22 protein-coding genes and 1 tRNA gene are annotated in these 25,750 nt (G+C 39.4%); 12 read left to right on the top strand and 11 right to left on the bottom strand.

Going from position 1 to position 25,750, the window contains the following annotated elements; all coding sequences use genetic code 11:
* The first annotated feature begins 121 nt into the window (after positions 1–121).
* From BUB08_RS12500 to BUB08_RS12455, 10 genes are all read left to right on the top strand, one after another.
* Entirely contained in the window at positions 122–460 is a 339-nt protein-coding gene (locus BUB08_RS12500) for a helix-turn-helix domain-containing protein (RefSeq protein ID WP_073002197.1), read from the top strand.
* A 67-nt stretch (positions 461–527) separates the two neighbouring features.
* Positions 528–1,448, top strand: a complete 921-nt coding sequence (locus BUB08_RS12495; RefSeq protein ID WP_083570750.1) for a toprim domain-containing protein — start codon at positions 528–530, stop codon at positions 1,446–1,448.
* A gap of 112 nt (positions 1,449–1,560) precedes the next feature.
* A complete protein-coding gene (locus BUB08_RS12490) occupies positions 1,561–1,923 on the top strand; it encodes a plasmid mobilization protein (protein ID WP_073002289.1) in 363 nt (120 codons plus the stop codon).
* Positions 1,913–2,848: a relaxase/mobilization nuclease domain-containing protein gene (locus BUB08_RS12485; protein WP_073002196.1), complete on the top strand. Its 936-nt coding sequence runs from the start codon at positions 1,913–1,915 to the stop codon at positions 2,846–2,848. The genes BUB08_RS12490 and BUB08_RS12485 overlap by 11 nt, the downstream gene beginning before the upstream one ends.
* An 18-nt stretch (positions 2,849–2,866) precedes the next feature.
* Complete coding sequence (locus tag BUB08_RS12480) at positions 2,867–3,559, top strand: hypothetical protein (RefSeq protein ID WP_073002195.1); 693 nt, start codon at positions 2,867–2,869, stop codon at positions 3,557–3,559.
* Positions 3,560–3,974: 415 nt separating this feature from the next.
* Positions 3,975–4,556 carry an RNA polymerase sigma factor gene (locus BUB08_RS12475; protein WP_073002194.1) on the top strand — a complete coding sequence of 194 codons (582 nt, stop codon included), beginning with the start codon at positions 3,975–3,977 and terminating at the stop codon, positions 4,554–4,556.
* 66 nt (positions 4,557–4,622) lie between these two features.
* The gene (locus tag BUB08_RS12470) at positions 4,623–5,639 is read left to right on the top strand and encodes a FecR family protein (protein WP_073002193.1); all 1,017 of its coding nucleotides are present in this window, start codon (positions 4,623–4,625) and stop codon (positions 5,637–5,639) included.
* A 264-nt stretch (positions 5,640–5,903) separates the two neighbouring features.
* The gene (locus BUB08_RS12465) at positions 5,904–9,053 is read left to right on the top strand and encodes a TonB-dependent receptor (RefSeq protein ID WP_175550001.1); all 3,150 of its coding nucleotides are present in this window, start codon (positions 5,904–5,906) and stop codon (positions 9,051–9,053) included.
* Between the two features lie 41 nt (positions 9,054–9,094).
* A complete protein-coding gene (locus BUB08_RS12460) occupies positions 9,095–10,597 on the top strand; it encodes a RagB/SusD family nutrient uptake outer membrane protein (RefSeq protein WP_073002192.1) in 1,503 nt (500 codons plus the stop codon).
* Positions 10,598–10,719: 122 nt separating this feature from the next.
* Positions 10,720–12,282 (top strand): calcineurin-like phosphoesterase C-terminal domain-containing protein, encoded by a 1,563-nt coding sequence (locus BUB08_RS12455; RefSeq protein ID WP_073002191.1) that lies wholly within the window; start codon positions 10,720–10,722, stop codon positions 12,280–12,282.
* A 460-nt stretch (positions 12,283–12,742) separates the two neighbouring features.
* On the opposite strand, the gene BUB08_RS12450 is transcribed toward BUB08_RS12455, so the two are convergent.
* The 7 genes from BUB08_RS12450 to BUB08_RS12420 all read right to left on the bottom strand — a co-directional run bounded on the left by BUB08_RS12450 (position 12,743) and on the right by BUB08_RS12420 (position 19,796).
* Positions 12,743–12,816 (bottom strand) — tRNA-Ile (locus BUB08_RS12450).
* 100 nt (positions 12,817–12,916) lie between these two features.
* Entirely contained in the window at positions 12,917–13,549 is a 633-nt protein-coding gene (locus tag BUB08_RS12445) for a tetratricopeptide repeat protein (protein ID WP_073002190.1), read from the bottom strand.
* A complete protein-coding gene (locus BUB08_RS12440; protein WP_073002189.1) occupies positions 13,537–14,865 on the bottom strand; it encodes a tetratricopeptide repeat protein in 1,329 nt (442 codons plus the stop codon). Before BUB08_RS12440 ends, BUB08_RS12445 begins: the two co-directional genes overlap by 13 nt.
* Positions 14,844–17,069, bottom strand: a complete 2,226-nt coding sequence (locus tag BUB08_RS12435) for an urea transporter (RefSeq protein ID WP_073002188.1) — start codon at positions 17,067–17,069, stop codon at positions 14,844–14,846. The genes BUB08_RS12440 and BUB08_RS12435 overlap by 22 nt, the downstream gene beginning before the upstream one ends.
* 72 nt (positions 17,070–17,141) lie before the next feature.
* Positions 17,142–18,476: an alanine racemase gene (locus BUB08_RS12430; RefSeq protein ID WP_073002187.1), complete on the bottom strand. Its 1,335-nt coding sequence runs from the start codon at positions 18,474–18,476 to the stop codon at positions 17,142–17,144.
* A gap of 2 nt (positions 18,477–18,478) precedes the next feature.
* Positions 18,479–19,525 (bottom strand): ATP-grasp domain-containing protein, encoded by a 1,047-nt coding sequence (locus BUB08_RS12425; protein ID WP_073002287.1) that lies wholly within the window; start codon positions 19,523–19,525, stop codon positions 18,479–18,481.
* 7 nt (positions 19,526–19,532) lie between these two features.
* Complete coding sequence (locus BUB08_RS12420; RefSeq protein ID WP_073002186.1) at positions 19,533–19,796, bottom strand: PqqD family protein; 264 nt, start codon at positions 19,794–19,796, stop codon at positions 19,533–19,535.
* A gap of 216 nt (positions 19,797–20,012) precedes the next feature.
* Between BUB08_RS12420 and BUB08_RS12415 the strand changes: the two genes are divergently transcribed.
* Entirely contained in the window at positions 20,013–20,627 is a 615-nt protein-coding gene (locus BUB08_RS12415) for a hypothetical protein (RefSeq protein ID WP_073002286.1), read from the top strand.
* A gap of 141 nt (positions 20,628–20,768) precedes the next feature.
* Here the strand turns inward: BUB08_RS12415 and BUB08_RS12410 are convergent, their stop codons facing one another.
* The 4 genes from BUB08_RS12410 to BUB08_RS12395 are packed head-to-tail and all read right to left on the bottom strand — an operon-like array spanning position 20,769 to position 24,673.
* A complete protein-coding gene (locus tag BUB08_RS12410) occupies positions 20,769–21,194 on the bottom strand; it encodes a nucleoside 2-deoxyribosyltransferase (RefSeq protein ID WP_073002185.1) in 426 nt (141 codons plus the stop codon).
* Positions 21,191–22,120: a mechanosensitive ion channel family protein gene (locus BUB08_RS12405; protein WP_073002184.1), complete on the bottom strand. Its 930-nt coding sequence runs from the start codon at positions 22,118–22,120 to the stop codon at positions 21,191–21,193. The genes BUB08_RS12410 and BUB08_RS12405 overlap by 4 nt, the downstream gene beginning before the upstream one ends.
* 12 nt (positions 22,121–22,132) lie before the next feature.
* The gene (locus tag BUB08_RS12400) at positions 22,133–22,981 is read right to left on the bottom strand and encodes a mechanosensitive ion channel family protein (RefSeq protein ID WP_073002183.1); all 849 of its coding nucleotides are present in this window, start codon (positions 22,979–22,981) and stop codon (positions 22,133–22,135) included.
* A gap of 15 nt (positions 22,982–22,996) precedes the next feature.
* The gene (locus tag BUB08_RS12395) at positions 22,997–24,673 is read right to left on the bottom strand and encodes a S41 family peptidase (RefSeq protein ID WP_073002182.1); all 1,677 of its coding nucleotides are present in this window, start codon (positions 24,671–24,673) and stop codon (positions 22,997–22,999) included.
* 281 nt (positions 24,674–24,954) lie between these two features.
* Between BUB08_RS12395 and BUB08_RS12390 the strand changes: the two genes are divergently transcribed.
* Positions 24,955–25,680: a head GIN domain-containing protein gene (locus BUB08_RS12390; RefSeq protein WP_083570746.1), complete on the top strand. Its 726-nt coding sequence runs from the start codon at positions 24,955–24,957 to the stop codon at positions 25,678–25,680.
* The last annotated feature ends 70 nt before the right edge of the window (positions 25,681–25,750 follow it).

The raw sequence follows: 25,750 nt of genomic DNA, 5'->3' as shown, positions 1-25,750 counted from the left end.
CATTGTCGTCGTTTGTTTTGTTTATGTAAAGTTATTTATCTGTTTGATTATCAATTGTATTTGATTTTATTTTACATCTGGATTCAGTTAAACATGGTGTGTAATAATAAAATTGAAAACTATGTCAAACATTATTGTAACCACGCCCGAAGAATTGCGGGCTATTGTAAATGAAGCGGTTTCCGGGGCTTTCCCCAAACAGGCTTCTACCCAACCTCAGATTGATACCATGACCTTAAAAGATACTTTGAAATTGCTAAAGGAACATGGCTATCCAACATCAAAAGCAAAAATCTACAAGTTGACCTCTGCCGGTAAAATCCCCTGTAAAACGTACGGGAACAAGCTGGTTTTTTCACGGAAAGAAGTACTGCTTTGGGCGGAAAACCAGACAAAACCCAAACATGATTCAACAAAAGTAAGCTTAGCCCTTGCCCGAAGTGCCAGACGTAAAAAATGAATTGGTAAACAAAAACTTTGTAACGATACTCTGCGAAATATGGATTATTAGCAGAGAAATTATCTCAATGAAAAGAAAAATAAGTATGGCACTTTCAGACATAAAACAAATAAGTATTAGGGAATATCTGAGGAATATGGGGATTCTTCCAAAGAAAGATTTCAGTTATTACGGGATGTACTTTTGTCCGTTTCGCGAAGACCACAATGCAAGTCTTAAAGTGGATTACCGCAAGAATCTCTGGTGCGATTTCGGTACAAATGAAGGAGGCTCCATTATCGACCTAGTTATGAAGATGAATAATTGTACTTTTCACGAAGCCGCAACTCAATTGGAGAAAGACTTTTCAGGTACCGACCTGAATCCATTTTCTTTTCACCGGGATAATACTTTGGATAAAAAGGGAAACAATAAGACATCAATAATCATTCATGATATCCACGCAATTTCGCATCCTAAACTAACTGAATGGATAAATGCGCGAAAAATTGATTTGTCGCTCGCAAATTTATATTGTCGGGAAGTTCATTACCCTGTTCGTGACAAAATGTATTTCTCAGTTGGGTTCGAAAATGACAAAGGCGGATATGAGTTGAGTAGTCCGCCGAGCTTCAAAGGTTGCATTCCGCCTAAAGAAATTACGACCATTAAGAACGGTCATGAAACCTGTTTAGCTTTTGAAGGGTTCTGGGATTTCCTTTCCTATTTAACTATACAAGAAACAGATAAGACGAGATACGATGTTGCTATTTTAAATTCGGTTGCCAATATTCAGAAGGCACTTCCTTTTCTGAAAGAACACAAAAACATTTACGCCTTTCTTGACAATGACGAAGGCGGACGGAAAGCATTTCAAAAGATAAAAACATCATGCTTCTCTGCTGAAGACATGTCGGTAAAATATGCGGAATACAAAGATTTGAATGATTGTTTGTGTGGCAAAAAACAGGTTCAAGGAATGAAGAAAAACCGGGGTTTCAGATTCTAAACGAAGGCCTTTTTTCAGCGGAGCAAGTTTGTGTTTCGGTCAGCCCGAAACCTTGCTCTGCGAGGCTAAAAACATCCCGCCGGTCTCATTAACGATTAAAATGAAAACTTACATGAAAACGATAAAAAACAGAAATATTAATGGCAGACCAGCCAAGAAGCCTTCTGAAAAGAAAGCATATAAAATAACTGTAAAAATGGCTACAGAAGAATACTATTCGTTGAAAGCCAAAGCTGGTTTGGTAGGGATTAACCGCAGCGAATTTATCCGTCAGTGCATCCGCTCAACTGTGATAAAACAGCGGTTGTCCCCAGGACTGATGGGACACATCCGCCAGCTTTCCGGCATGGCCAATAATGTCAATCAAATTGCGCGCACAGCGAATGCCGCCGGATATATTGAAGTGCACAATCATTGTCTTTTTATGAGTGAACGCCTGGACAGAATAATTAAACTCATAGAAGATGATTGCTAAAATTGTCCAGGGACGTGGTTTTAAGGGAGTGGTAAACTATTTGCTGGATAAAAAGGATGCCCGTTTGCTTTTTGCCGAAGGGGTACGTTTAAAAGACAAAGCATCCGTCATCCAAAGCTTTATTGCCCAGAGTAAACTGAAACCCAAAATCTCAAAGCCGGTGGCACATATCTCACTGGATTTTTCAGTACAGGATAAAGGCCGGTTAACCGATAAATTTATGGTTGATGTTGCGCATGAGTACCTGGATAAAATGGGATATGCTAATACACAATACATCATTGCCCGGCACCACGATACCGACCATCCGCATATCCACCTGGTGATAAACCGGATTGATAATGAAGGGAACCGGATTTCTGATAAAAACGAAAAATTGCGTAACACAAAGATTTGTATGGAACTGACGAAAAAGTACGGGCTTTACATTGCTTCGGGGAAAGAAAATGTGAAAGAACACCGGCTCAAAGAACCGGATAAAACCAAATATGAGATTTACAGGGTACTTCAAACCGCGATTCCTAAATGCCGAAATTGGAAAGAACTGGATGCCAAACTTCGAAAATCAGGAATTACCACTGAATTACGAAGAAACGGGAGTACAGACAAAATCCAGGGAGTACGGTTTGGCAAAAACGGATATGAATTCAACGGCTCCAAAATTGACAGGGCATTTAGTTATTCCAAAATTAGTTATCAACTTCAGCAAAATGACCGGAAAATGCTAATTCAACGAGAACCGACACACTGGAACAGTCAGGGCAATAATGAGGTTTTTTTTTCTGCAGTTGGAACAACGGTTTCTTCTTTGGGAGGTCTGTTCGACATACTGAATCCGTCATCTGGTTATGATGAAGACCGTGCCGAATATTTAAGACAGGAAGCCATGAAGAAAAAACGGCGGAAGAAAGGGCGCAGGTTATAAATATCAAAATCAATAACAATGGGTACAGGCAAAATGGATTCTTCAACAGTTTATGCCCTGTTCGAAGAATTAAAACAAAAAATAGAGCAGTTGGGCAAAGGCGGAATTTCAGATAATCAAACAAACTCAAATGTAGATTTTCAGGAAATTGTCGTATTGATGCACGAATTACGTAACCGTGTTAATCAAAAACAATTTTCTCAGGAGCAAATAAAGGAGCTACAGAATATTCTGGCACAGGTTGCGGGCTACTCTCTGGGGAAAGTCAACGATAAGATTGGTACTGTATTGACTGAATTAAAAACCATAATTGTTCCACTTAATGAAAAGCTTGACCATTTGCAAGCTCCAGCAAACGTGGTTATTCGCAAGGAACATATTTTTATTGTGGATTTTAGGAGAAGTAAAACTGCTATTACCATTATTACAATGGGCTTACTCATCTTACTTTCATGGGGCGGTAATATATGGCAATTCCGAAATAATAATCAACTAAAGGATAACGACTTAAAATACCGGTATATCAAAATGAAAGGAAAAGCAAGCTCACAGGAACTACTTCGGTTAGAAACAATCTTTACATACAGCAGGAACAGGGATAGTATTTTTGTTATCAGGGAGCAGGTTAAGATTAATGAACGGTTAGTTAAAGAGCAGGCTAAAAAAATAGAACAGGCAAGGTTCAATACGGGAACACCGAATAGTTACTAGGAAACATTAAGGTTATTTATTTTTTTGTTTTAAATAGCAAAGAATCTAATATCAATATGAAAATTACCGATGAGTATGATTGGGGTAATTAGCCCAATCATTTGACTAAAAGTTTGTAAATATAATTGAAACGGATTATCCAGAAGAACTGGATAAAGAAATGAATACATCTCTAATGATACATGGATAGACATACAGTTTTATGAATAGATAATCTCATATATTATACGATTGATAGAATAATTAATTGCGGTTATCAGATTAGTAAGCTTGATTTATATTGGCTTTGATATATGAAGTAGATGTATATGCCATTGAAATATTTTTAACATTCATTTATTTGTAATGTAATCTAACTGTATTTAGTATAGAATAAGTTTGTCTTTTTCGAAAAATAATCAATCCTGATTTGCAAATGATAAGGCATTCGGAAATACAAGTGCTTATAGAACAGTTAAATAAAGGGAGCGAACAGGCTTTTGACCGTCTTTACAAACACTTTAGCCCCCGGGTATTTTCGTTTGCACTTTCGCTTTCAAAAAATCGTGCGGAGGCTGAAGAAACAGTACAGGAAGTATTTCTTAAAATTTGGGCCAAACGCTATGAACTTTCTCCTTCCGGCTCTTTTGAGTCTTACCTGTTTACTATGAGTAGAAATACAATTCTCAATAATATTCGAAAAATGGACTATCATCGCATATTCCTTGAATATAAACAGTATAGTTCAGAACTAAATCCGGCGTCCGATCAGGAATTAAATTGTAAAGAATTAGAGGACGTGTATAAAAAGGCCGTTGAAAAATTAAGCCCGCGTAAAAAAGAAATTTTTGTTCTAAACCAAACGCATGACCTGTCTTATCCTGAGATTGCTCAAAAACTGGGAATCTCAATAAAAACTGTGCGAAATCAAATGGACGCTGCATCAACTGAAATAAAACACTTCATTAGCCGTCTTGGGATTACGGGAATGTTAATTCTGTCATTATTTATTAAGTAATTCTTAAATGGATGGGCATTTAGGGTGGTTCGTGTGTGTAACTAACGAATCAACATAAAATGTCCGATGCACGAATTTCAGGAATTATTGAACCAGCTCCGTTCGAATCCGGCAAACAAGGAGCTGAAAAAGAAAATAAGGGAATGGCTTTCTGAAAACCCCGGAAATGAACAAGTCTTGCAACTTTTGAAGGAACACTGGGAACTCATTAATACTGATTTATCTGAAAGCGACTTTTTCCGGCTTAACAGGGTACTTGCAAAGATTCATGTAAAAGCCAACATGAAATTGTCTGTTCAAAGAAACAGTAACCATAGGAGGTCTATCAATCGCAGGCAAATTATACAAATTGCGGCAACACTATTGATACCGGTGCTTACATATGTAGGAATTCATTACTTCATAAAAGCCGATAATACTGAAAATGCCAGTCAACTGATTGTTGAAACAACAGGGGCAAAAATCCGGCATTTTTTTCTACCGGATAGTACTGAAGTTTGGTTAAACTCTGAAAGCCGGTTAAATTATCCTGAAAATATTAACAAAACAAAACAACGTATTGTATCGCTTTCCGGGCAGGCATATTTTAAAGTTTATCATGATGCAGCCCGTCCTTTTGCTGTGCAAACTCTGCAAATGGATATTAGAGTATTAGGTACGTCATTTGATGTTTCGGCATATCCTGATGAACAAACCATATCCTCAACATTGGAAAAGGGCTCAATAGCTTTATTTAGCAAACAGGGTAAGCAGTTGGAACAGTTAGTTCCCGGCGAACAGGCAGTTTTTGATATTGTTAGCTCAACTCTTAAAAGGGAGAATGTGAAAACTACTGACTTTACCTCATGGACTGTCGGTAAATTGGTTTTCCACAATGCCGGAATTATTGAAGTTGCCCAAAAATTGGAACGTCGATTTGGATATACTATTTCAATTTCCTCTGAATTATCAGAAGAAAATCCGACTTATACGTTCACTGTTCAGCATGAAAGTATAAATGAAATTTGTCGTTTGATTGAACTTTCAACCAACGCCAGGGCAACGATTGACGGAAAACATATCCACTTTGAAAAAACAGAATAAAAAAGGGTAGTGTTGGAGCCACTACCCGCAAGCATTAATTAATAAAAGGAAACTAACACTTGTAAAAACAAAAGTATGAATTATTTACAGACATTGAAGTGCCGGCAGGAACATTTCGTACGAAACCGACGGCTTCTTAATTTGGTAACAATCTGCGTATTACTGATTACACTTTTCAATTTCTCTGTTAAAGCATCACAAGATTCTTCTTTTCAGACTATTAGTTTAAAAGTCAGGGAACAAAAGTTATCTAAGGTTCTTGAAATGATTGAAGAAGAAACGGACTATTCTTTTTTTTACAATTCGAAAGAACTTAAGCTTGATCAAACCATTAGTATTGATTTCAAAGGGAATAGTATTAACGAAGTACTTGACAAGGTATTTAAGGGTATTAAAATTGTTTACTCTATACAGGGAAGCCAAATACTATTAATACCTAAGGACAAAGAGGGAACTGAAACTCTACAACAAACTGTTTCAGGTAGGGTAGCTGACGAAGAAAATCTGCCGTTACCAGGAGTTTCTATTGTTATAAAAGGTACTTCTCACGGAGTTGTTACCGATATAAATGGTAATTATCTCATTGCAAATGTTCCTGCTAATGCAGTCCTCGTATTTTCATTCATCGGGATGAAGACATTGGAAGTAGCTGTTACAAATCAAACAACAATTAATGTAAAAATGGAAGAAGTAACTATCGGGATTGATGAAGTAATTGCTATTGGCTATGGGTCTATTAAAAAGGGCGAACTAACAGGAGCTGTATCCTCTGTAAAGGGAGATATGTTAGAAAATATTCCGGCAGCTCGGGTTGAACAAATGTTACAAGGCCGTGTAGCCGGTATACAGGTTACCCAGGTTGACGGAAGCCCCGGAGCAGCTAGTTTAATACGCGTCAGAGGGGGAAATTCTATCCAAGGGGATAATGACCCTCTTTATGTAGTTGACGGATATATTATGGGCATTGGCTATAATTTGAACAATATTAATACAAGTGACATTCAGTCTATTGAGGTGCTTAAAGATGCTACAGCTATTGCTGTATATGGTACCCGTGGTTCAAATGGGGTGGTTCTGATTACTACAAAAACAGGAAAAGACATATTTAAGCCATTGGTAACATTTAATGCATATCATGGTACTCAACAAATGATTAATTACATAGAGTTGCTTGATGGTCAACAACACGCCGAATGGGCAAACGAGGCATATGAATTTGTAGGAAACCCTCCTTCATTTACAGATATTGAAAATGTACCTAATACAAACTGGATAAAGGCAATCACTCGAGATGCTCCAGTGAGTAATGTTGATCTTTCAATAGCGGGTCAGTCACCGAATTCCAAAAGTGACTATTACGTTTCAGCTAATTATTTTAACCAGGAAGGTATAATCAAAAACTCTGGATTTAATAGATATTCATTTAATTCTAAACTTAACATCGAACTGTCAGAAAAGGTAAATGTAGGGTTTAAATTAAATGCATCCAGAAGTTTTATAGAAAATAATAAAGTTAATTTCAGCAATGTACTTATTCAGGGCTTAACTAGTAAAGCTATTTATGATGAAGACGGCAATTATACTGCATTAAATCCGGTAAGTGGTTCTGTACAAAGAAATCCGGTTGCTGATGTTGAATTAAAAGTAGACCATAGTATCAGAACAAATTTATTTGGGAACTTTTTTATTGAATACGAACTTTTTCATGGGTTAACTTTGCGATCAACGATTGGTCCAGAATTAAACTTCTATAAAACAAATGTATATAATCCTAGTACTCTACCTGATAACAGCTATACAAATGCAGGTGGCGATGGTAGTGTGTCGCAATCGAACAGGTTTGATATACTCAACGAAAACACTGTTACTTATGTAAAAGAAATGGGCAATCACAGATTAAATATGCTTGGAGGTTTTACGTGGCAAAAGCAACAAACAGAAAGCCTTGCCTCAAGTGCCTATGGTTTCTCAAATGATGCAACTACATACAATAATTTATCATTAGGTTCGGATCCGTTACGTAATGTTGTTGGTTCAGGTTGGAATGACCACAAATTAGTATCATGGTTGGCAAGGGCTAATTATACATACAAAAATAAATATATGTTCACTCTTGTAGGCAGGGTTGACGGTTCTTCAAAATTTGCTACCACTAAAAATAAATATGCATTTTTCCCATCAGCAGGTGTAGCCTGGCGTTTAGATCATGAACCTTTTATCCAAAACCTTAATGTGTTTGATTTAATAAAGCTGAGGGCTAGTTATGGATCATCAGGAAGTCAGGCAATAGGATCTTACAGGACTTTATCTGTGTTAAATGGTACAAATGTAGATTTTAATGACTTGCCTGTTACCGCAGTTGTAAGTGGAAGACCTGCCAATGAAGATTTAAAGTGGGAGACAACTGATCAGTTGGATTTAGGGATTGATTTAGCAATATTAAATAACCGTTTATCATTTGAGGTAGATTACTATCAGAAAGTAACAAAAGACTTATTATTAAATGTAGAGATACCTTATCAAACCGGCTATACCTCTAAACTTCAAAATTTAGGTAAAATTAGCAATAAAGGGTTAGAATTAACCTTCAATTCAACCAACATCTCAAGAAAAAACTTTAAGTGGTTAAGTACTCTGATCATTTCAGGAAATAGAAGTAAAGTGTTAGATCTGGCAGGAAGTGAATTTATTGATTTGGAATCTCCTATATCAGGCGGGGTAAGTTCTAGATTGATAGTAGGACAACCTGCTCCGGTTTTTGTTGGTGTTGAATATTTAGGCACATGGAACTCACAGGAAGAAATAGATGCAAGTAAACAAACAGGACAATTTGTAGGAGGCCCCCATTTTAAAGATGTAAATGAGGATGGTTTTATTGATCTTCAGGATTTTGGGATTATTGGAAACCCTCAACCTGATTTTATAGGAAGTTTAAACAACACTTTTATATGGAAAAACTTCGAACTGGATATCTATCTGCAGGGCACTTATGGTAACGATGTGTTTAATACGTTTACCCAACAGGCCTATTTTGGTCGCCCGGAAGGAAATAAATATGCTGAATTGGCAGATAGATGGACACAGGATAATCCAACTTCTGATATTCCCCGAGCAGGAACTATATTAACTTTAGCTACAGCACGAAGTAATACTGTTAATATTGAAGATGGTTCTCATTTAAGATTAAAGAATCTGCGTTTTACTTACAATCTTCCGGTGAAAAAATTAGGTTTGGACAAGTTTCAAAGTTTAAGCGTATATTTTTCAGGTTCAAATTTATTCTTGCTTTCAAACTTCCGTTTGGGAGATCCGGAGGTTAACAGATATGGTACTGACAATGTGGTTTATGGTTATGCCAGTGGAGAATATCCTCACGCTAGAACATTAACTTTTGGCGTGAAAGCATCATTTTAATTATAAGAAATTTAATTAAAAAATTATTAAAATATATACAGATGAAAAGAATATATAATATATTCATAATTGTTTTATTATTATCGGTTTTTACCGGTTGTGATAAATTTTTAGAGGAAGACCCCCGAGATATTATATCTCCACTAAACTACTACCAAACTGATGAAGAAGTTATGGCAGGAGTTAATGGATTATACAACAATTGGTACGATGACCAATTGTTTAATAACTATGGTATTTTAAGATTTTATAATTGGGGAACAGACGAAATAGAACCCAGTCGTGCAGGTACAGGAGGATTAGCACAGCTTTGCATGTATAATTTATATGAAGATCAGCAAGCATCAAGTGTCACTTGGCGAGTGCTTTATAAAATAATATATGATGCAAATGTTTTGATCGGTCAAATTTCAAATAATGACCAAATAAGTGAGGCTGTTAAAAACCAAGCACTTGGAGAAGCCTTATTTAATAGGGCTTTTGCTTTCTATCACCTAACTAATATATTTGGCGATGTCCCTTATTATAGAGAGAATTTACCATTAGATGAAATTCAGTTTTTAGGTCGTCATGATAAAAACAATATCAGAAATGAAATCGTGGAGGATTTGCAGCAGGCTCAAGATGTTCTGCCTGATATTTACACAGGAGATGATAGGGGAAGGGCAAGCAAATGGGCAGCAGCGACATTAATGGTAAAGATCAACCTTATTCAGCAAAACTGGAAAGCGGCAAGAGATAAAGCTGTAGAAATTATTAATAATTCACCTCACAAGTTGCGTGAAAACTACAAAGATGTTTTTGATCCGTTAAATGAATTTCATGAAGAAAATATTTTCCAGATTGTTTATACGAAAGATATTAATCCGCAGAAATTTGGAAACCACTTTAGCCCCCGGTTGCGGGATGAACCAGCAAAATCAAAACAAAGAGATGATTTGGAGGCAGCTCTTACGGAGCAGGGCGAGGTTTTTGATGGAACAGGTCTGGAAGTTGTAATGCAAGATCTTCGTGATAAATTTCCGCTTGACGATTTAAGAAGACCTATGACAATATGCGATAATTATTTGGGGTTTGATTTGAAATTCATATATATGCCAAAGTATTGGGCATTGGATTTTATTAATTCTCCACGTGGTAATCATGGAAAAGACTGGGTCATATTCAGATTGGCGGACGTTTATCTGATGGCTGCTGAAGCAGAAAATGAATTAAACGGGCCTGCTAATGCTTATCAATACATTAACAAAGTGAGAGAAAGAGCTTATGAGCCGGATAAACCCTTATCTGGATTGAGTCAACAAAAATTTCGTGAAGCAATGTACGATGAACGCAAATGGGAACTCGCAGGAGAAGGTCACAGGAAAATGGATCTTATACGATGGGGAATATTATTGGATGTTGTGCAAAAACTTGAAAATACAACTTATCCTATGGCTGAAAACATTCGGCCATACCATACGCTTTGGCCGTTACCGGCAGAAGAGTTAATGAAAAATCCTACACTGTTAGAGTCTGACCCAACCAACAACGGTTATAGGTAATATTCTATAATAGCGGAATTGATCTTTAAGATCAATTCTGCTAATTAATACCACTAAAAATTATACAATAATACTCTCCTGGGATGACCTTTAGTCCGATTCGGAGAAAAATAAAATCAATTATGGGAAAAATTAAAATTATTATAATGTCTGTGTTGTGCATGGGCACAATTGTCACTTTTGCTCAAAACAAAACAATATCAGGTTACACTTATATTGATTCAAATAACAATGGCATATTCGACAAAAACGAGAAACCGCTGATGAATGTATCCGTTTCAAATGGGGTGGACATTGTACAAACTGACAAATCGGGGAAATATACATTGCCCCTATTTGAAAATGCTTCTATATTTGTGATAAAGCCCAGTGGGTATATATCCCGTTTATCAGAAAGCAATATCCCCCAATTCTATGCTTTTAATAAGCCACAAGGTTCTCCTGCGTATATCAAAAACGGGATCGCTCCGTCCCAATTGCCTGAGATCCTAAACTTTGCCTTTTACCCTAACAAAAATGAAAATAATCTGAAAGTTGGATTATTGGGAGATCCACAACCAAAGTGTAAAGACGATGTTTTTTACATCGGAAAGTTGGTAGCTGAGCAGCTGATTGATGAACATTTTGATTTGGTTATTCCTCTTGGCGATATAGTACATAATGATTTGTCATTGCTTGAACCTGTAAAGCAAACTTTGGGAAAAATTGGTTGTGTTATCTATCCTGTAATGGGCAATCATGACCAGAACTATGAAGCAGAAAATTTATCGTTCAGAGACGAAGCATTTAAGAGAGTTTTTGGACCCTCGTATTATGCCTTTAACTATGGAGAAAACTCATTTCTTGTTATCAACAATATCTTTCCAGATACAACAACAGGCTCAACAAATTATATTGCGCGTATCGACGATGCTCAAATGAAATTTATTGAAAATTACCTGGCGACCTTGTCTCCTGAAACTCCCATTTTTATGTTTATGCACATTCCTGTTGAACAATTAGAAAACAAAAAAGAATTTTTAATGCTATTTAAAGATTATCCAAATGTTACAGCATATGCAGGCCATACTCATTCGCAATACTATTTAGATATTGAGAAAAAAGACGGCTGGCCTCACGAAACTCCTTTAACAGAGCTTGTCGCCGGTGCGATATGTGGTTCGCACTGGCAAGGTGAAAAAGATGTATTTGGCGTACCATATTCACTTATGAAAGATGGCACACCGAAAGGATATTGGGTTATGAATATTACAAATAAAGTCAAACCTGCTCCTGTTTTTAAACTATCAGGGAATATACCAGACAGACAAATGCACATTTGGGTTCCCTTTAATTATGTGTTTGAAAAATTCTCTCCTGATGATAAAGTAATTTATGCCAATATTTATGCCGGAAACAATAATACGAAAGTTGATGTCCAAATTGAAGGACAGGATAAGTGGATTCCAATGGAAAAGGTATTGGAGTACGATTCATATTATAATAGGATTATGGAGTTAAGTAAAATGGGGATTCCCATTAACAAGAATATCCATGATTACAAAATAAAAGAATACCCATCAAGGCATTTATGGAAAGCTGCTATCCCCGAAAATCTCCCAAAAGGAATTTACATAGTAAATATAAAGGCTACCGATCCATTTGGTTTAAATGCTAAATCTATGGCTTTGCTATATGTAGAATAAAAGTTCTCTAGCTACAGACTATAGGAGAATTAACCCTGTCGCGGTTAGATTTGATTAAAAAGAAACCTGCTTCGGCAGGTTTTTTGTGAAAATATGCCTCCTGAAGGAGTTTTGAGGTTCCTTTGATAGGAAAGGGTAATCAATGTAAAGGGGGATAAAAATTCAACAGGAATCGAAAATTATTTTAACAGGACGGGTACGAAAAAGTCTGATGGGAGATGAATAAAAAGCCAATAGGGGGGGAGTCACTGAATGTAACAGAAAGATGGGAATCATGTACTTAGTAACAAAAACTACATGGTACTCATATTTTTGTGCCCACTTGATAATTGTCTAAATTCATCACCGATATCTATAAAGTTAGACATCTACATTCGCATTAAACTTGTGTGCAATTTGTGTGCAAATAAAAAAATGAAGCAACTTTAGAAATCTACTTAAGTGCTTCATTTTCAGCCTGTGGGCCCACCTGGGCTTGAACCAGGGACCCCCTGATTATGAGTCAGGTGCTCTAACCAACTGAGCTATAGGCCCGGAAATATTTATTTCATCCGTTCTGACAATGTCAGATTTTCGGAGTGCAAGTTTACAACTTTGTACGAAAATACACAAGAGGAAAACCGAATAAAACAGATTATTTTTTTACCCGCATTAATTGCAAACCCTCATTTGCTGAGGCATCTCCCGGATTGTAGAGTTTTACCTTATTAAAAAGCACTGTCGCCTGTGTATAATTCCCGGTGAAATAGGATGTCCAGGCCAACATCAGTAGTCCGTCGTAATGAAACGGATACAAGTCTACTACCTTTTTGAAAAGAGGCAGTGACTTGTCGTAGCTTTTGTGTTGGTAATAAATTAGTCCCAACCGATACATTGCAACGGTATTGTTCTGGTTAATCTCCAGAATTTTGTTGTAGATGGCAATAACTTCGTCCCATTTTCCTTGCGCGGCCAGAGGCAAAATCAAACCAAATCTGGCTTCTTCGGAATAGGGCTTTAGTTTTTGTGCGGTGGAGTAAAAAGTAATCGATTTATCGAACTGCCCTGCATTGTAATACAACCATCCCAGCCGAAGGTTAATTTCGTATGACGATTGGTCGTACACTGTTTCTAATTCATTGGCTGACGCCAGAAAATCTTTTTCCTTTTCCAGTTTATAACTTTGGGCAAATGCCTTTTCCAATGCTTCCTGTGCGGTTTGCGACCAGGCAGATGAGGTTGACAAAAAGAGGATTAAGAAGACTGCTTTTATTTTTAGAAATTCCATGATATTCCTGCTGATAAAGTATGTTTTACATAGTTGTAATTTACCGAATTACTTTCGGTTAGATTGGTGTAAACCCTGTATTTTTCTGTAACATCCTGATTAATATAGCGCAATACAAACTGATATTTTTTGCCTGCCGGAAAATAAATGCTTCCTGCAATTTTTTGCTTTGAAGTGCCCGGAAAGTTGGAGACAAGATACCCGCCCGACTCGATGAAATTTTCCATTTCGCCGTTTATATATTGCCCATACAAATGAACCGGCCCCAGTTGAATTCCGCCCGAGACACCCAAAGCATAATATCCGAAACTGCCTTGCTTGTTGCGTTTAAAGTAAATGCGCGGTGTAATGTAGAACCCTGTGTTTGAGAATGGGTAGTATGTTGTCCATAACGAATATTGAGAAAAGGCCGCATTGTTGATATTTGCATAGTTGTATTCAGCTCCGGGAGATAAATTGCCGAAATGCGACCATCCGGAAACTGAAAAAACAAGGTCTTTGAAGTAAACAGTTGTGTTTCCAAAGGAGCGGTTATTTCCGCTGAGAACGCCATTTGCATAAGAGAAGTTGCCCCATATCAGGTTCAGCGACGGCGATAAATAAAACTTTCTTCCCAACAGCAAATTCGGACTCACGAAATACTGAAACTGCCTGGTGTTGGTGGAAAATAAATTTTTCTCAATCCAATCGACACGTTGTTCGCGGTTCAGGTTGATGTGCGTGAAATTATGATTCAGGCTGATTCCCGGAGAGATGCGATGGTTGAAATCAACCGATTCAAAATGGTAATCTTTTAGGTAGAAAGCCTCTCCGTAATTTTCGCCCACACTTGCTTGCTCTCCGTGTAGAGTTTGGGTTAATGCATCAAAATCGGGATTAAAAACGTACCCGGCTTCAATTCCTGCCCGTGTGATTTTTTTGCTGGTAAAACCGATTTTTTTCTGTGTGGCAGGAGAAAAATTTCCAGCCGCTTTGTAGGCTTCCTGAGCCCGTCCTCCCCAGAGCAAGCTGTAATAAAGATATTCCTGAAGCCAGTCAAAAGATTGATCGTTTTCCCAGGCATTCAGAAAAAATTCGCTTGCTGTTCTGTATTTTTTTAGGTTGTAATAGGCAATGCCGGTTCTAACCTGTAAATAAAAAAAATCGATGCCCTGTTGTCGCGCTTTTTTTGAGTAGTTGATTAGCTCATTCCATTTCCCTTCCTGGTAAAACTTGTACGAAGTGCTTTCTACTTCGGGGTAACTCATTGTTTGCTGCGCCCGAATTGTCAGCAAAAGCAACATAAAAATCAATGTTAATCCAATTCGTTTCTGCATAATATTTTCAGCTTTGCATCTTCCGTTTTTATTGAAATGTCAAAATCGCCCGCGCTGTTTATCGCAATTTCGTTTGTACTCTTTTTTATCATTTTTCCCGCAATTCGTTTCGTGATTTCCGCCTCCATTTTTACAGAATCCTGTGAAATAATATCCCCGGATTCTTTCAGGATAAGTTCGTAATCGGCTTTCAGAAAAAGAAAAAGAGGGGCGACAAAATCCTGCAGATATTTTAGTATTCCGCTAAAAAGCAGGTGCACCGGAAGTGAGTCTTTAATTTGACTGTTAGCCTGAAATCCGACCGGAACCTTAAACAGGGAAATATAAAACCAGAACAACGGCGAGTGTTTGCGTCCCGCAAAATTGGTAAAAAAGTGCATATCTCCCTGGTTGTACAAATAAGCAACCGCATTATCTTGTTCACACCGAATGGAAGTTGTGTTGTAAACATCGGTTTCAACTATCCACGTGAATTCGCCCGCAAGCTTTTTCCATTTTGCATTTTTTGAATCTACCTCAACTTTAATGTTTATGCGCCTTCCGGGGATGAAATGCAATGCTTTGTCCAGCACTTCATTTTTCGAGGGATTTACCAGTACCTGATTTTTCTGAGGAAACTCAAACGATTTTTGCAGGTATCCGTTGTCTTCCTTTTGCAGATAGTGCCCCAGCGGATAATCGAGGGTAGCCGAACCTACATGCGGACTGGCCTGAAACTGGAAATGCAGGTGAGGGTAGGGCGAGCGTCCCGAATTGCCACACTTCCCAAGCAACTGGCCTCTTTTTAACGCATCTCCGGTTTTTACGTCTATCGACTGAAATTTCAGGTGGCTCAGTTTTGAGTACAAATATTCGGAGTGCTTGATAATAATAGTATTTCCCCAGTTGTCTTTTGTGTTTACATCACCAATTGTATTGTCGGGAATATTATTGATTACCTCAACAACAGTCCCGTCGGCGGGAGACAGAACTGCTTTCCCGAAACAGTAATAATCTTCAGCAAAATCGCCTGAATTACAAAATTGTTCTCCTGTTCTGTCAGTAATGATAAAATCCCAGGCATGACGCCAGGCTCCTTTGTGGGTGTATTCTCCGTTGTGCGCCTGGCTTACTGTCCACTCCCCGAAAAAAGGCAATGCTGCCGAAACCGAATACGCCGCCGGAAAACGTTTGGTGTTGCCGGAATAGAGATACAGGTTTTTCTCCGGTTTGCCCATTTGCACCGGCGTTTCTATGAGGTAGTGAGGACGTTTTTCCCGCAATTTTAACGCATACAAAAAAGTTAAAACAATGGCATTAAAAGGGAGGGAATATGGCGAAATCCGGAACAGCAGAAATACCTGCTGTGCACTGGTTGTAATTAGAACCACTGCCGGAAGCAGCAAAATAATCCAGCCGAAACTGGCCCGCCCCGGCACAAGATAGTATCCTCCCAGCGCAATGGCTGTAAGAATGTAATTGAATCCGATAAACGTATATCCTAACGAATCGAACTCAATGCCGACCAGTTGATAAAACAGGAACGCCACCCCGTATCCCAGAACAGAAAGGGTAAAAGTAATTCTGGAATAAATAAGTAACCCAACGGCGATAATTATTCCGGCTAATAAATGGGACTGAAAAAAAATGGCTCCCAGCGAATGAAAATAGATGCGGATAAACGACGAGCGAATACTTGTTTCAAGAAAATTGTAAAAATCGACAAACTGTTTGTCGCCCAGCGAATAGAGTTCATTGTAAATAAAAATACCCCGCTCGCTCAGGTTGAGCGCCTGCAAACTGTTTGCCGAGAGTGCTACAATCCAGATAGTAATTAAAAAGGGGACGCTTAAAAACGGTAATCCGTATTTTCCCAACACTCCCTGAAAAACAATGGTGAGAAAAAAACACAAGATGGCAGTAACGGCAACCAGCACATATACTTCGGGCGAGGGCTGATAATACAATCCAACCCCCAGCCCCACAAGCAACGCGTTGAACCCGTATAATCCCGAGCGCAGATAATATTTGTTGTACCCCAGTCCCCAGGCCAAAGTGTTGGCAACAAGTACTGCAACCAGTCCTCCAACTCCGGCTCCGTAATCGAAAAAGCTGATGACCACCAGAAATACGGCCAGTGTTTTCGACGTGGAAAAAAACACCTGAGAGTAGCTGTTAAGAACAGAACTTAAAATCTGATTTCCTGCAGTATTCTTTTTCGTCATTGGCTTTAACTGATGTTTCCCTTTTTATAAACCGAAAGAACAAATTGCCGGGATATTCTGAATCATTTCTGGCTAATCTTTTGCTTCTGAATTTTTAAACGTTTCCAGGCTTTCTTTCTTCTTAATAATGCGCGTTTTGCCGTTTGAGTCAATCATTATTACATTCGGACGGTAGGTAATAAACTGCATCCACTGGGTGACATTGTATGCGCCTACCCGTTCAATTACAAGCTGGTCTCCGGTTTTTACGTGAGGAAAATTGATGGCATCGCGAATAACGTCAATGTTCATGCAAAGCGGTCCGTAAATAGTTGTTTCTTCCATGTATTCCGAAGTTGGTTGGCTGGGATGTATTCCCAGGTTGTACCAGAAAGAGGTAAAAAGCAGATTCACTCCGGCATCGATAACCATGTTGCGCCTGCCGGTAGACGAGCGCTTGTTGGCCAGAACCGTGGTAAGTAAATATCCGGCATCATCAATTAGCGCGCGGCCTGTTTCCAGAAATAGTGCGGGTAGGTTTTCGTGTGGAATTTCCGACGAGATGAGCGCATTGGTGATTGCTTCTGCATATTCATCAAACGACGGACAGGTTTCAGCTCCGGGCATGTAGGCGCCTTTCAGCGTGTTTTTCGAAGCAAATCCTCCGCCTAAATCAATGTATTTGAGCCAGTGATTGAACTTGCGGTGGGTTGCCATAAAAAGGTTAGCCAGTTTGGTAGCTGCAATGGCATATGCAGAAGCCGCCATTATGTATGTACCAATGTGCGTGTGCAGTCCAATCAGTTCTAATTTGTCGGCCAGCATAATACGGTTGATGGCGTTCCAGGCTTCTCCGTTTTCGTAGTTGAATCCAAACCTGTCCCACATGGGGTAAATTCCCGTATCCATATTTACGCGAATGGCAACCCGTGCTTTTTTGTTCAGCTTTCGGGCGGTTTCTATCAGAAGATAGAGTTCATCGAAATGGTCGATGTGAATGCAGGCGTTGTTGTTAATTGCCAGTTCCAAATCTTTAGCTGATTTTTCCGGGCCGTTGAACAAAATATGTGAGCCGTTAACGCCCAGTGCCAAAGCTTTCTCAAATTCAAAGCCCGAAACCACTTCTGCCCACGAGCCTTCATCGTGAAAAATGTTGACCACTGCATTGAGGTAATTGGTTTTGTATGACCAGGCAAACTGCACTTTAGGGTAACGTGTTTCAAATGCTCTACGGGCTTCGGCAACCGTGTTTCTGATTGTTTTTTCGGAGAACACAAAAAGTGGCGATCCGTACTCTTCGATCAGGTCAGAAACCTTAGTCCCGTCAATTTCAGAAATAATTTTCTGTTTGGCCGGCAGCCCGAATTTGCTGGGCACACCTGCAGTTATTTTGCTGATTACCGGCTTTTCGTATTTCAACTTTTCCATGTTTAAATTTCTTTATTCATTGAAATGGCGGCAAATTTTTCCAGATCCACAATCATGTCGTAGGAATAACGCACAAACATTTTTCCGATTTTGTATTGCTGCATTGGAGTAACTTCCATGCCCAAAGCGAGTTTTACCAGCGCTTCCGGAATGTTTTGTCCGGCGCCTACCGCCAGGTAAACCCATGCCGGGATGCGCGGATTGATTTCAATCAGGTAGTATTCGCTTGCCTTGGTTTTTATCAATTCCAGCTCCATTCCTCCTTTCCACTTGGTTTGGCGAATAAGCGAGCGGGTGAGCTCCATCATTTTTTCGTCGGCCAGGGTAATTCCTCCCCATGCTTTCCCTTTGTCGGTAATATACTGCTTTCGCATGGGAACGGCAGCCACTGTGTTGCCTTTCCCGTCGCCCAGTGCCACAACGTTTACTTCTGTGCCAGAAATAAATTCCTGCGCAATTACCGGAAAGCCCCATTTCCCTGAAATTTTAAGGAAAGCCGTTTTTACCTGTTCGTTGTTGCCCGATAAATAGGCATCGTAAAATTGCCCTTTCACCATTACCGGATAATCGAATTTTTCTTCCATTTCGGTAATTTGGCCGAGGCTGCCCAGGTTAAGGCTCGACGGTACCCGTATTCCATATTTTTTTCCGAATTCCGGCAGTCGGTTTTTTTCCCGTTCCTTGTACTGGTTCAACGTGGGCAGAAATGTATGTATGCCCAGTTTCAGCAGGCGTTCTTCGTTTTTCATGAACGAAAAAAGCTCAGCATCGAAATTGGGAATCAGCACATCAATTTTTTCCTGTTGATGGATGTATTCGATGCGTTCTATTAGTTCGTCGGAGCCGGCAGAAGGGTAAGGTATTTGGAAAATGCGGTCGCAAAGTCCTTCCATGTAAATTCCCGGTTCGAGGTTTTCGTAAACCAGCCCGATTACCCGCACTTCAAACTCTTCTGATTCTTTCACTCCGCGGATAAACGGAACTCCCGGACCCGGATTGTCAGTATTGTTAAGGCCGGTTACAGCCAGAGTAATGTTTCTTTTTATCATTTTGTTTCTAATTGAATTCAAGCGAATTGTTCTGCACCGTAATTTGGTGATGCTTTAATAAAGTGCAGAATTCATAGAAGTCTTTTTCGAAGGTAAGATCATCTACATCGTATTTTGAAAGAAATTCCTGTCTAATTTCTTCCATCTCTTTTTCTTCTGAAATCATTTTTATCAGCTCCAGTCCTATTGGATTCAAACTGAATGAGTCGCCGGTTTTTGAATTGAAAACAAAACCATTGTCGCTGATTTTCACTTCCTTTAAAATTTTCATGTTGAACTATTTTATTCCAGGGAATTTTCGGATTTGTCGTTGGATTTTCCCATCGAAATTAGAAATTTTCTGATAAATTATCATTGCCAATTAAATTTTCTGTAAGACACTTTTTGTTAACGTAACTTGCGCTTGATTAAAAAAAAAGCGCTGTTTTTTTTTATTGGCATCAATGTTGTTTTATTTTGTCATAATCTATTTTTAAAACTTGTAGCTATGAAAACAATTACAGGAATATTTTTAGTTTTTGCGCTGGGCCTTCTGGCTTCGTGCGTTGGAGAACCCGGCCCTCCGGGAAGAGATGGTTATGACGGACTGAACGGACAGGACGGCGAGTCTTTTTTTGGGTCTGTTTTTGAAATTGAAGGCGACTTCACCTCCGAGAATAATTACACCTTGTATTTCAAGTTTCCGTCGGATATTACGGTTTACGATACCGATGTGGCTTTGGTGTACATCCTCTGGGGGCAGGAAGAAAATGAATATGGCGATCTGTTGGATGTTTGGCGATTGCTGCCTCAAACAGTGGTTCTAGAAAACGAAGATCCCGAAACGGGAATTTTAACAAGCAGCGTTTTGCAGTATAATTACGACTACACCTACGAAGATGTGAAAGTTTTTTTAGAAGGAACCATCGATTTTGGGTCGCTTCTTCCTGCAGAAGCGTTGGGGCAGGTTTTTCGGATAGTAGTATTCCCGGCTGATTTTCTTGCTAAAAAAAGTTTTGATGCCAATGACTACAATATGGTGATAAAATCGCTGAACGTAAAACCGAACTTTGTTCAGAAGATTGATTTAGCCAACCAGATTGAGATATCAAGTCCAAAATAGACTGAAAAAAATATAGAAAGCAGAAAGCCGGTAACAAAAATTACCGGTTTTTTTGTGCCTCAGAGGAGCCTGTGTAATGTGTTAATGTCTATATTTTGCTTTTTATAAGTTTTATGCGTTGCCTGAAAATCGGTTTTATTATTACAGGTCGAAATTTTCTGCTAAAAAACGGGTGATAATGTTTTTTAGCTCAGCTACTGTTTCGTAATTAACAAACCTAAGATCGGCGCAGCCCGAGATCATTGCAGAGGGAATTTTTTCCGTCTCCGGGCGGAACAGACATAATACTTTCTTCCCGTCGGCCACGGCGCGGCCAATTTCGTAACCTACTCCCATCGAAGTGGTGGTAACTTCGGCAATCAGAACGTCAGCAGACAGTAGCCATTCCAAATCCCGGTCGTGAATAAAACGATCTGTTATTCCATCTTTGCCGGCACTTGTGAGGTTTGGGTCGCCAATGTGTTCGGTTAACACTTCTCCAAATGTTTTCAGAAACTCAATTATTTCGAGGTACAACGCTGCATCTGCCCGTCCGCCTCTGATTGATCCTGCAAAGTATATTTTCATTTTTCAGTCTGTTTTTCTGGGTTTTCGATTAAAACTCTTGTTTTTGGCAAACTTTCCGGGTAATTTTTTTGAAGGAACTCAATCATCTTTTCCCGGATAAAAACACGCAAATCCCAGGCGGTTGCCGAGTTTTTTGCACTCATCAGTGCGCGTATTTCAACGCCGTTTTGTTTGGCATCGGTTACCTGCAGCACGTTTACTTTTCCGTCCCACAGCGGCGTGCTTTTCAGCAGGCGGGTAAGTTCGTCCCGCAACGCATCAAAAGATACGTGGTAATCGGTGTACAGAAAAACAGTCCCCAGAATTTCAGATGTCGTTCGTGTCCAGTTCTGGAAAGGCTTTTCAAAAAAATAGGTGGAAGGAACAATCAATCGTCGTTTATCCCAGATGTGCACAACTACGTATGTGAGTGCGATTTCTTCGATTCGGCCCCATTCATTTTCAATTATAACAACATCATCAAGCCTGATTGGCTGAGTAATTGCAATTTGCAGCCCTGCGAGCACCGCCGCAATTACTCGTTGCGCTGCAAGTCCGATAATAATACCTGCTACACCGGCCGAAGCAAAAACGCTGATTCCGATTCTTCTGACATCTTCAAAAAGCATCAGAATAAGCCCGATAGCGACAATGACAATGAGGAAAATGATGACTCGCTCCAGAATGTTAAACTGGGTGTGGAGTTTCCTTGAACGCAGATTGTTCTCTTGCGAGATGTCGTATTTTTCAAGAAATATCAGCTTGAAAATTCGGAGCGTGACAATAAGAACCCACGCCAGGGAAACAATAAACAGGATTGAGCCCACAATGCTGAGAGTTTCGTGAAAATCGGCATCGATTATATTGTATTGTTTTACAACGTATTTTAAAAAGATGGCGCTTAATAGAAGTAGAAACGGAATAACAAAACGCTTGGTGTGTTTCATGATTGCAGTATACTATTGTTGCTGTTGAACCCAACCTGATTTTAGGTGCAAATCCCGTTGAGGGAAAGGAATCTGAATGTCGTTTTTCCGGAAGGCGTTGTCTATGGCGTACCGGATGTCGCTTTTGGTATTCTCAACCATAAACGACTCGCGCACCCAGAAGAACACCTGAAAATCGAGCGAGGAGTCGCCAAAATCGTTAAACCGGACAAACGGCTTTGGGTGTGTTGAAATATTTTTGTTTCCGGTTGCACATTCGAGCAACAGCCGGGTTACCAACTGCGTGTCGGAACCATAAGCAACGCCCACTTTAACCGAAAAGCGGGTGTTGTAGTCCATTTGGCTCCAGTTTATTATTGTATCGTTTACGAACTTGGAATTTGGAACAACCAGAATTACATCGTCCCTGGTTCTGAGTTTGGATGTTCTCAGCCCGATGTGAACCACTTTGCCAACTGTTTTGTCCTGCAACTCAATTACATCGTTAATTTGCAGGTTCCGTTCGAAAATAAGAACTATTCCCGACGCGATGTCGCTGAAAAGTTGCTGAATACCAAATCCGATACCAACCAAAAGTGCAGTGATGCTGGCCAGCAAAACAGACACTTTTACGCCCGAAGTTTCCAGTAGCAGCACAAATACAACTACCCAGATAACATAGCGCAGGATCAGGTAAACCGACCAGTATGAACGTCGTTCTGCCTCGTGTTTCCGAATAAATCGCTTAAAAAAGCCTTTGGTTATTTTTAAACCGACAAAAGTTGCCAGAAGAACCAAAATGATGATCAGAACGCTTAAAACCGTAATGTCAACGTTTTTTGTTTTTAAGAGCTGAAAACCAATTAGTTCTTCGAAGTTCATATGCTGAAAATATTTTTAGGGACGTTTCATTGTGATAATAATTCCCGGTTCGAAATGTGACGTGTACGAAATCTGCGACCCAAGTTCGTCAACGGCTTTTTCAATAACTTTATCTTCGTTCAGCGACGAGCGGATGGCTCCTTTTTGGTAGTAGTAGCGCGAAACAATTTCGTTTTTCAGTAAGCTTTTAACTTCATCTCCAAAAACATTAAGGTCTTTATCCAGATGAGGCTCAAGCCTTGTTTTTATCGCTTCAAATTCGTCGGAAGCCAAATCGTAATACTTTTCTTCTTTCGCTTTTTCTATTAAGCTTTCGAGTATGTGTTTCGACTGCGATTCGTATTCAAATTCTTTTGACTTCACAAAAGTTGAAAACTGATTGTAGATTTCGTCTGTAATTTCAAACTCTTCCGGTTGCGCAATAGACGCATTTTCGTTAGTAAAGCTGGTGGCAAAATCGAAAATCAGAAAATTAGTAATTAATACAGCGCTGAGGTTGCTTAGTTGTTCGGGTTTCAAAACGATGTCGGGAACAATGCCGCCGCCGTCGTAAACTTTTCTGCCTTTTTTTGTTGAAAATTCTGAAATCAGCGAGTCCGGAACAATGCCTACACTGCCGTCTTCATTGCGGTGCGAGTAATCGAGCGCCTGAATGCACCGCCCGCTGGGAATGTAATATTTGGCAGTGGTTACTTTAAGTTTTGAATTGTAGGCCAAATCGCGCGTGGTTTGTACCAATCCTTTTCCAAAAGTACGCGAACCGATAATCAGGCCACGATCCAGATCCTGGATAGCTCCGGCTACAATTTCCGATGCCGAAGCAGACCCCCCGTTGGTTAAAACAGCAATGCGGATGGCTGTATCGAGTGGGGCAGATGTTGCAGTGTAGGTTTTGTCCCACTGTGTTACTTTGCCTTTTGTGCTAACTATTTCTGAACCTTCGGGAACAAAAAAGTTTACAATCTTCACGGCTTCCTGAAGCAATCCGCCCGGGTTCGAGCGCATATCCAGAACAAGGCCTTCCGGATTGTTTTCCTTCAGTTCCAGAAATGCTTTTTTAACGTCTTCGCTGCAGTTGGCAGTAAAATTCGAAAGCCGGATGTACGCCATGTTATTGTCGAGCATTCCGTAATAAGGAACGGCATCGATGCTGATTTTCTCACGCACAACATCCACTTCAAAAGGTTTCTTTTTTCCGGGGCGTTGCAGTTTTATTTTTACCGGCTTTTTGGCAGGCCCTTTCAGTAGGTTACTCACATCCTGTGTTGTCATTTTTTCGGTTGATTTTCCTTCAACTTCCAGAATTACATCACCTGCTTTCAACCCAAATTTCTGAGCAGGAAAACCTTCGTAAGGTTCAGAAATTACAATTTTTCCATTTTGTAGCCCGATTAAAGCACCAATTCCGGCATATTCGCCGGTGGTCATAAAACGAAAATCTTCCATCTGATCTTCCGAAATATAATTGGTGTACGGATCAAGCGATTGAAGCATTTCGTCAATACTTGTTTTTACCAGCTTGTTCGGATTAACATCATCAACGTAAAACGTGTTTAATTCCCGGAACAGGCTATAATATATTTCGAGGTTTTTGGCAATTTCAAAATTCTTCTGATCGCGGTTAAAGCTGTAAAAACCCAATCCAGCAACCATTACAATCAACGTCCCAATCCAAAACTTTTTCCAACTCATGTCTTTTCCTTTTATTACCTAAATGAAATTCAATCAGATAAAATACTTAACTGATGTGACAAAATTAAAAATATTAAGCAAAACCAATGGTAAAAGGTCCAATTGCATTGCGTTAAAATGTATTAATGCAAAACGTTGTTTTTTGTTTATGATGTTTCGTCTTAAAAATTAGTTGGTTGACCGAAAAAATAGTAGCCTTTTCTGTAACTTGTGGTAATTTGGTTCGTCAATTAACTATTGGTGTAAAACTTTTGATTTACTGAAAACTTAAATATCGATTCATGATGAACACAAAAAAACACGTTTTATTTCTAATGCTGATGCTTTTTGTTGGTGCATTTAATGCTGCATTGGCAGGAAACAGTAAGAAAACAGAAATCAGGAAAGTGAAAAATTTTGATGCCGTTAGTGTTTCAACGGGCATCGATTTATTTTTGAGAATGGGCGACGAAAAGGAAGTTAAAGTTGTTGCAGACGAAGATGTTGTGGATAATATTATTACTGAAGTGAAAAATGGTACTTTGCGCATTTATTCTAAGAAAAGTAATTTCTTCGGCTTTTTTAATTTCAGCAGTTCCTCTCCCCGAAAAGTATATGTGACGGTTTCTGATTTGAAAAGCATTGAAGCATCGTCGGGCAGCGATGTGAAGTCTGAAAATACATTGAGAGGCGATGCTTTGAATGTGAGTTCGAGCAGCGGAAGCGATGTGGTTCTGGACGTAATTTACAAAGATGTGTCGCTCAGTTCAAGCAGTGGCTCCGATATTCGGGTGACCGGGAAAGCCAAAACCGTAAAAGCAGCAGCCAGTAGTGGAAGCGATATTGACGCCCGCAACCTGATTTCCGAAATTTGTTACGCAAATACCAGTAGCGGGGCTGATATTTCAGTGTTTGCAAAACAGGAGATTCATGCCGGAGCCAGCAGTGGCGGCGACATCCGCTACTACGGAAATCCTCCGGTGAAGAATATCGAGGAATCAAGCGGCGGCGATGTTTCCGGGCGATAAACCCCTGATTGAGCCAAAATTAGTCAGTCATAATTTTGGGACAGGTCTGAAATAACTCTTTTTTATTCCT

It is taken from the genome of Mariniphaga anaerophila (assembly GCF_900129025.1).
Lineage (GTDB): Bacteria > Bacteroidota > Bacteroidia > Bacteroidales > Prolixibacteraceae > Mariniphaga > Mariniphaga anaerophila.
Note: the sequence above shows the minus strand (reverse complement) of the source record. Positions and strands in the feature narration are given on the sequence as shown.